This window comes from Rhodococcus sp. AW25M09 (assembly GCF_000333955.1).
In the GTDB taxonomy this organism is placed as follows: Bacteria; Actinomycetota; Actinomycetes; order Mycobacteriales; family Mycobacteriaceae; genus Rhodococcoides.
Genome location: NZ_CAPS01000124.1, coordinates 57,496 through 65,081, shown reverse-complemented (window position 1 = coordinate 65,081; position 7,586 = coordinate 57,496). Strand labels below are relative to the sequence as shown.

9 protein-coding genes are annotated in these 7,586 nt (G+C 62.8%); 7 read left to right on the top strand and 2 right to left on the bottom strand.

The features are described from left to right. A partial coding sequence (locus RHODMAR_RS29245; protein WP_232433752.1) for a hypothetical protein occupies positions 1-180 on the bottom strand: 180 nt, incomplete at its 3' end. Between the two features lie 1,137 nt (positions 181-1,317). Here RHODMAR_RS29245 and RHODMAR_RS24045 point away from each other — a divergent pair. The 3 genes from RHODMAR_RS24045 (at position 1,318) to RHODMAR_RS27155 (ending at position 2,589) form a co-directional block, all read left to right on the top strand. Then, positions 1,318-1,665 (top strand): hypothetical protein, encoded by a 348-nt coding sequence (locus RHODMAR_RS24045; RefSeq protein ID WP_008719904.1) that lies wholly within the window; start codon positions 1,318-1,320, stop codon positions 1,663-1,665. Then, positions 1,662-1,832, top strand: coding sequence for a hypothetical protein (locus RHODMAR_RS28395; protein WP_157226194.1), 171 nt, complete (start codon positions 1,662-1,664; stop codon positions 1,830-1,832). The genes RHODMAR_RS24045 and RHODMAR_RS28395 overlap by 4 nt, the downstream gene beginning before the upstream one ends. Positions 1,833-2,154: 322 nt before the next feature. Beyond that, positions 2,155-2,589 (top strand): hypothetical protein, encoded by a 435-nt coding sequence (locus tag RHODMAR_RS27155; RefSeq protein ID WP_008719903.1) that lies wholly within the window; start codon positions 2,155-2,157, stop codon positions 2,587-2,589. 41 nt (positions 2,590-2,630) lie between these two features. Here RHODMAR_RS27155 and RHODMAR_RS24035 read toward each other — a convergent pair whose 3' ends face one another. Continuing rightward, entirely contained in the window at positions 2,631-3,305 is a 675-nt protein-coding gene (locus tag RHODMAR_RS24035) for an NAD(P)-binding oxidoreductase (protein ID WP_008719901.1), read from the bottom strand. A gap of 242 nt (positions 3,306-3,547) precedes the next feature. Here RHODMAR_RS24035 and RHODMAR_RS24030 point away from each other — a divergent pair, with 242 nt between their 5' ends. Genes RHODMAR_RS24030 through RHODMAR_RS24015 form a run of 4 tightly spaced genes read left to right on the top strand, consistent with a single transcriptional unit; the run spans position 3,548 to position 7,582 of the window. Beyond that, positions 3,548-4,078: a thioesterase family protein gene (locus RHODMAR_RS24030; RefSeq protein WP_157226193.1), complete on the top strand. Its 531-nt coding sequence runs from the start codon at positions 3,548-3,550 to the stop codon at positions 4,076-4,078. Further along, positions 4,072-5,562 (top strand): flavin-containing monooxygenase, encoded by a 1,491-nt coding sequence (locus RHODMAR_RS24025; RefSeq protein ID WP_008719897.1) that lies wholly within the window; start codon positions 4,072-4,074, stop codon positions 5,560-5,562. The genes RHODMAR_RS24030 and RHODMAR_RS24025 overlap by 7 nt, the downstream gene beginning before the upstream one ends. Next, on the top strand, positions 5,559-7,325 hold the full coding sequence (locus RHODMAR_RS27150) for an alpha/beta fold hydrolase (RefSeq protein WP_008719896.1): 1,767 nt from the start codon (positions 5,559-5,561) through the stop codon (positions 7,323-7,325). Before RHODMAR_RS24025 ends, RHODMAR_RS27150 begins: the two co-directional genes overlap by 4 nt. Beyond that, complete coding sequence (locus RHODMAR_RS24015; RefSeq protein WP_042940206.1) at positions 7,322-7,582, top strand: SDR family NAD(P)-dependent oxidoreductase; 261 nt, start codon at positions 7,322-7,324, stop codon at positions 7,580-7,582. Before RHODMAR_RS27150 ends, RHODMAR_RS24015 begins: the two co-directional genes overlap by 4 nt. Positions 7,583-7,586: the final 4 nt, after the last annotated feature.

Here is a 7,586-nt window from a genome sequence, read left to right as displayed (position 1 = left end):
GCCGTGGGCGGGGTCGTGGTTGCGATCCGTTGCCGTGACGGGAGACGCGTTGCGCGTCGCAGCGATGACGGGTCGTTGGCGTTCCGGGGCGTTGCGTTCGTGCGCGCCGCGCGTGCGGCATGGAGCATCTCGCTGCGCACACAACGATCGTTGCGCCGACGCACCGTTGACACCTCGCACGTCCAGGTCGCGACACAACGCCACGCTGCGTTGCCGAGCGGAGCGAGGCCTTTCGGCACACGGACAGGATGCCGGCCGCGAGCGCTCAGCCGGCGAGGGGTCCGTCGCAGAGGAGAGCGACGTCGGTGTCGGGCAGAGCCGTGAGGCCAGCGCATCGCGCGACCACCAGAACCGAACCGACGACCTAATCACGTCGGCTCTGCGTCTATCGCTTGATGCGCCCACTGGGTGAACGAGCCGCTGACCTGCACAAACGCCGAGCGTGGGGGACGCTGCCATCCGGTGGTGACCGACGACGACCGACCAGTACCGACCGTTTTACCGGAGTTTCACCGGAGCTCGCGGCGGCGTCGAAGCCGAGCAAGCTCCATTCTTTAGCTCACCGCGCCTTGCTCCTCGCCGGTCCCGTCGTCGTCGAAGACGTCTCTTTCCCGTCGGGGCCGCGAGTCAACCGTTCGCCCTCACGCCAGGCAAGACCGAAACCAACCACAACGGGACTGCGCGAACGACCGGGTGTTTGTCGGTCCAAAGAATACTGATGTTCGTTCGAGCCAGTGGGCCGAGGTGTCGGATGTGTTGTACAACGTCGGTTTACAACTACCGTATTTGGGTGGAGTTGGGTCTCGGTGTCACGAGCGTGTCACATGTTGGTACCTACGAGAGTGGATTCGGATGGTCCCGCTTGGACGGTCGATGCAGGTCAGCAGCTCCATGGTGGTTCTATACGGACGTATCTGGTTGTCTCGCAACATACTTGTAAGCGAGCGGTCAACGGTTCAATCCCGTTAGGAGGCTCCACTGAAGAAGGTCCCTGAATTGGTCCGCTGCAGTCGCGTTCAGGACAGCACGCGGACATCCGCGGACTCCTGTGGACGAATTCCGCTCGATTAACGTCTCGTCGCTGGTGGCGTGGACGTGGACGGACTGTTATCGACCGTGCGCCGCGCCCTTGTCGAGGTCCGCGAACACCGTGACCTACCGGCCGGGTTCGATGATCGAGAAGTCTGCTGATCGCCACGAGCAGGAGGTGCAGTGGTCGTTCGGAGTTCGCAGTGTCGTGTCGGACCTGCGCAGTACGTTGACCGCAGCGTGTCGGCCGCACCTCTAAGGCCCCTCGTACTCCCGGCCTGATCGACTGTGGGAGGAACAACCAAGGCAATCCCAGCCCAAGCATGGGTGACTCTGATCGTCGGTGTGCTCGCCGTCGTCGGGGTGGCTCTTACCGTGCGACAGCGCACCGTGGCCGACAAGCGCGCCCAGGCGTGGCAACGCATAACCTGGTGCCTCGATCACACGGTCAGTGACGATGACGACGAGGCCGGGCTCGGCTGGGACATCTACGCCGCGGTGACTGATTCGCCGCTGATGACCACGACGGAGAAGGCTGTTCTCAAGGTGGTCGCCGATCGCACTGCCTTGGGGCTGGCGCGTTCGTCTGATGACGAGGACACTGATGGAAAGAACGAGCAGGAGGGTCTGCCATGACTACCACCGAACAGCGCAAGGCCGCAAAGGTGCCGCGCCCGCAGGTCGCGGCTGCGGCGGCTCGCGCGTCGATCGCGATGCGCGAACGTGATGGGGACGAGGTGCCTCAGTGGCTGCGTGACGTTGCTGCAGGCAAGGCGATCTCCAAGGCTGCCGTCAAGCTCTGATCGGCCTACGTTGCCCGCACCCGACCAGGGGTGCGGGCTTGCTGTTATTTCCAATTCGTCCGCGGGTACGGCGCACTGGAAACAGGGCTACGCATGTTGCCCGTAGCCGGGTCGATTGCAGTGGCTGCCCTCGTCGGAACCCGGCTGGCCGTAGCAATCGGCTCGAAAGTCGTTGTCGCACTGAGTCTGTTGTCACTGACTGCGGCGTTCGGGTGGGCGTCCACTCTCTCGGACGGCAGCAGCTACTGGACCATCGTCGGTCAGATGGTGCTACTGGGTGCAGGTATCGGACTGAACAAGTACGCCCGCGACGGAAGCGATCATGGGTGTGGTGTCGCCGGACAAGGCAGATATGGGTTCGGCGGTCAACGACGCAACTCGAGAGCTGGGCGGGACCCTGGGTGTAGCAGTGATCGGGTCGGTCGCCCTGTCGGTCTACCGAGATCACCTGGACTTCGATGCCGTACCCGAACCGCTACGCGAACCTGCACGCGAGTCGCTGGGTGCAGCATTGACTGCGGCCCAGAAGGCGGGAGAGTTGTTCGGTAGCGCAGGGGCCGAAGCGGGTGCACGATTGGCTCCCGCCGCGCAAGCGAGCTTCATCGACGGTCTGGCGGTCGGTTGCATGGTCGCCGGAGCAGTAACCGCGGTTGCTGCCGTCCTCACTCTGATCTATCTGCCCGCTCACCCCACCGCGCCCGATGCCGAACCTGCTGAGGCCGAGGCATCGGAAGCAGATCCCTCCGAAATGAGGTAATGGTCTGCCGCGGTGTTGACTCCAGGTCGACCGGTGAACGATCAGGCAGTGGGTCGTACTCCGGAGCCGTCGATGACCTGGCGAACCGCATCGGCGACAGGCGTTGTACCGTCGGTGAGTTCGACGATCGTTCGGGTCAGTGATGGTTCGGCCAATGCTGCCGCTATGAACGCTGCGACGTTGTCGCGGCGTACCTCAGCGTGCTCGATGGCCAGTCCCGCGGTGACGGTGCCGTCGCCTGGCTCGTCGAGAAGCACTCCCGGCCGGACGATGAGCCAGTCCAGATCGGTGTGGGTCAGGTAGACGTCGGCCGACTTCTTGGTCGCCATGTAGTGCTCGAATCCCTCGGACGGCTCTTGGCTGCGACCCGATTCGGGGAACGCCGAGACCAGCACGAATCGCTCCACGCCTGCGCTGCGCGCTGCGTCGGCTGCCTTCTCGAGGCCTTTTCCGTCGATCAGGGTTGTCTTGTCCATGCCGGTGCCGTGTGCGCCTGCACTGAAGACGACGGCGTCGTGGCCGGCGAACGCCGTTGCGAGCGTTGCGACATCGTTGTCGATGAGGTCGCCGAAAACGGCTGTTGCGCCGGTTGATTCAACCCGCTCACGGTGATCGGGGTTGCGGATCATTCCGGAGACGGCGTCACCGCGAGCGGTGAGGATGGTGCTCAGTCTGGAGCCGATGCCGCCTGCAGCTCCGATGATGTATGTCTTCATATGTCTCTCCTCGCGCAGAGTGCGTACTCGTGTTCGACGTATCCGGGTGACGCTCCGAGTACGTCGGCCGCCTCGTCGGCCCAGGACGTTCCGATGGTCGTCTGTTGGGAGCGCTTTTTCAAGTTTTGTGCACGCGCACACATTTCCGCGTTCAGACGTGTTGTGGCAGCTATCGCGACGATGAACCTCCACGGCCACCATAGGTAGGGGGTCGAGTCGGCGAAGGGATGAACACTGTGATCATGACGGTCCGCTGGCTCGTCCGTATGCGACCGACGAGACGAAAAGCCACAGTGGGAGCCGCGCTGGAGTCTCGGTTTCGGGTGCTGCTCAGCGATCTCGACATCCTCATGCACATGACCAACGGACGCTACCTGTCCGTTCTGGATGCTGCCCGAATTTCGTACTACGCAAGAACGGGATTGTGGAAGCAGTTCCGTGTGCGCGGGTGGAGCCCGGTGGTGACCGCCCAGACCATCACGTATCACCGATCTCTCACCTTTCCGCAGTCGTACCGCGTGCGCACGCGCCTGCTGGGTACCGATGCCAAGAATCTGTACTTCGAGCAGATTTTCCACATCGGCGAGATCGATTACGCGACCGCGTTAGTGTCCGTTCGGCTGACGACCAAGAGCCACGGTTCGGTGGATCCTGCCGAGATCCTTGTTTTCGATGGCATATTCGAGTTGCCCGCAGATCTACCGTCTTCAGTGACGTCATGGTCTGAGTTTTCCCGAAATCCGCACTCACAGAACACGAGACAATCATGGTGAAATCCGAGCCGACCGAAATTTCCGACCATCACACCCTTGCCATCATCGGGTCGGGCTTTGCTGGTCTCGGGGCAGCTATCAAGCTCGAGCAGTTGCACGGGGGAAGCGTCGTGATCTTCGAGCGAGCTTCGTCCGTCGGTGGAGTGTGGCGCGACAACGACTACCCCGGTGCCGCGTGCGACGTGCAGAGCGTGCTGTATTCGTACTCGTTCGCACCCAGTCACCGGTGGCGACACACGTATGCGCGTCAGGCGGAGATCCGCCTCTATCTGGAGGACCTGGCGCGCGCACACGGCTTGATGCCGCGGATCCGAACCGAGCATGCCGTCGAATCTCTGTCGTGGGACGCGGACGCATCACGGTGGATACTCGACACCGCGCGGGGCTGGTCGACCGCCAACCATGTAGTGCTCGCCACCGGATCGCTGGCAGACCCCACGTTGCCTGCAATCGACGGAATCGACACCTTCGACGGTCCCGTCTTTCACTCCTCGCAGTGGAATCATGATGTAGACCTCTCGGGGAAGCGCGTGGCCGTCGTCGGTACCGGGGCGTCCGCGATCCAATTCGTGCCGAAGATCCAACCTGTCGTCAAGTCGCTCACGCTGTTTCAGCGCACTGCGCCCTGGGTGATGCCTCGCAATGATCGGCCGATCTCGGAGAGCACCCGAAAGCGGTTGGGGTCGGTTCCCGGGTATCGGCGCGCGTCCAGAGCAGTAATCTTTGCGAAGCGAGAGATCAAGCTGCTGGCCTTTCGGCATCCGGTGCTGATGCGCATCGGGGAGAGAGAAGGGCGTGCACATCTGCGTCATGCAGTCAGTGATCCCGCTTTGCGTGAGAAGCTGTCGCCGAATTATCGGATGGGCTGCAAGCGGATTCTCCTGTCCGATGAGTACTACCCGGCGTTGGCCCAGCCGAACGTCTCGGTCGAGAACGGTGGAGTCGCGAAAGTGACACCCACGGGAGTCGTGGACGCCGCAGGCGGAGTGCACGAGGTCGATGCGATCATCTTCGGTACCGGGTTCGATACGAGTAAACTGCCGTTGACCGACAGAGTATTCGACGAAAATGGCCAATCGATGGCAGATAGCTGGGGGACCAGTCCGCGGGCATATCTGGGTACCACCGTCGCAGGCTTCCCGAATCTGTACTTGATGCACGGGCCCAATATTGCTTTGGGACACACCTCGGTGATCATGATGTTCGAGTCGCAGCTCGGTTACATCGAACGGGCAATGAAGCACGCGGTCGATGCGAGTGGCTCCATCGAGCCCACGCCGGAGGCGCAGGCAGAATATTCGGCCGATATCGATGAACTGACAGGGGGAACAGTGTGGACCAGCGGCGGCTGCTCGAGTTGGTATCTCGATCCCTCCGGCCGCAACAGCAACCTCTGGCCTGGGAGCATCCTCGGCTACCGCACTCGGACAGTTCGATTCGACCCGACGCAGCACCTGGTGCGTAGCTCGGACGGGTCGCGATGACTTCCGACGCAATCGTTCTCCTGCACGGTCTCGGTGGTTCGGCCGCCGTGTGGGATCGGGTAACTCCTCTCTTACCCGGTACCGTCCTTGCGCTCGACCTGGCGGGTAGCGAATCGATCGAACAGGATGCGCTCCAGGTCGCTCGCGAGATACGGGTGGCAGGCTTCGAGAGCGTGACAGTCGTGGGCCATTCACGGGGCGGCCTTGTGGCGACGTCACTGGCCGAGCAGTACCCCTCGCTCGTTCGCCGGCTGATCCTCGTGGCAACGACACCGACGATGTCGAGTCGACTGACAGGACGTGGGCTCTCGGAAAAGATTCTGAGGGCGCCGATAGTCGGCGACGCAGTATGGGCGATGCTTCCCGCCGACAAGCTGCGTAAAGGACTCGGCTCCGCGTTCGCACCCGGCGGTCCCGTCCCGGAGTTCGCGGTACAGGACCTGCTGAATACCGGCATCCGACGGTTCCGCACCTCGACCTCCTCGATCGATCACTACCTCGAGGAAGAGTCGCTCTCGGAACGGCTTGCTGCACTTGGCTGCTCGATCTCCGTGGTGTACGGACTCGACGATCGCCGAGTGGACTCCGCCGCTATGGCGCTTTCGGCGAGTGATCCGAGAATCGACGCCTACCCCTTGGAGCACGAAGGCCATGGCGCACCGTGGAGTTCGGCGGGTGCCGTCGCCGCGGTCATCAACGAGCAGGTCGCACCGTCGCACGCGCGCCGACCGGTGCCTACGCCGAGTCCGAGCCTGCGTCCGGTGAGGTGGACACCGCCTCGGTCCACCGACCGCGCGCGGGAGAAAGAAAGTGCAGTTCCCATGGGTCCGATCAGGCGCATCGAGTTGCCAGGTCGCGGTCCCGAGGACGTTCGGTTGGATTCCCAGGGCCGAATTCTCACCGGAGTCGAGGACGGGAGGGTGCTGCGGGTGACCCTCGTCGACGGCACCACGTCCACAGTGGAGACGCTTGCAGATACCGGCGGTAGGCCGCTAGGTATCGCCGTCATCGACGACTCGACGATCCTCGTGTGCGACAGCGAACGTGGCGTGCTTCGTGTCGATCTCGACAGTGGCAGCGTGGAGGTGGTGCTGAACCACCTGAACGGTGTCCCGATCACATTCGCGTCCAACATCGTTCGGGCCGCGTCGGGCACCATCTATTTCACGGTGTCCACGCGCAGATTCGGTTTCTACGACTTCCTTGCCGATCTGCTCGAGCACTCCGGCACCGGGCATCTGGTGAAACTCACACCGGACGGCTCGGCTCGCATCGTGGTCGACGGGATTCAGTTCGCGAACGGGTTGACGGTGTCCGACACGGAAGAATGGGCCACGGTGTCCTCGACGGGCGACTTCAACGTGATTCGATATTCACTTGTCGACAGAGCCGCCCAGCCACAGATTCTGATCGACAACCTGTCGGCATTTCCCGACAACATATCGGCCGACGGCGATCTGACGTGGGTGTCCATGGCGACGCCGCGCAGCGCACTGCACGATTTCGTTGCCCAATTACCCGGGGTCTTTCGCAGAATCGCCTACTCGTTGCCGGAGGGGATTCGGCAGGGCGAGCAGACCACGTGGGTGATCGCAGTGGACGGTGACGGTTCGATCGTCCACGATCTGCAGTCGCCGACGCCCGACTACTCGATGGTCACCAGCGTGGTGCGCCGCGGACCGCAACTTGTCCTGGGCAGCATTTCGGAATCGGCCCTTGCTGTCGTAGACCTATCGTTCTCCCGACCGGAGAATGCCTCATGACGGTTCGCTCGCTTTCCGGACAAGTACTCGTCGTCACCGGTGCAGCAGGCGGAATCGGCTCTGCCACAGCAATAGAGTGCTCTGCCCGCGGTGCCGACGTCGTTCTCCTGGATGTGAACGTGGCCGGTCTGGCACGCGTGGTCGCCACCATGCCGGTTCTCCGAGGTGCGTTGACCACAACGCCGTTCACCGCCCGCAGTCGGGCCGTTGCACCCGCAATCCGCCGACTGTCGAATAGGCATGTGACACGATCCTAGGGAC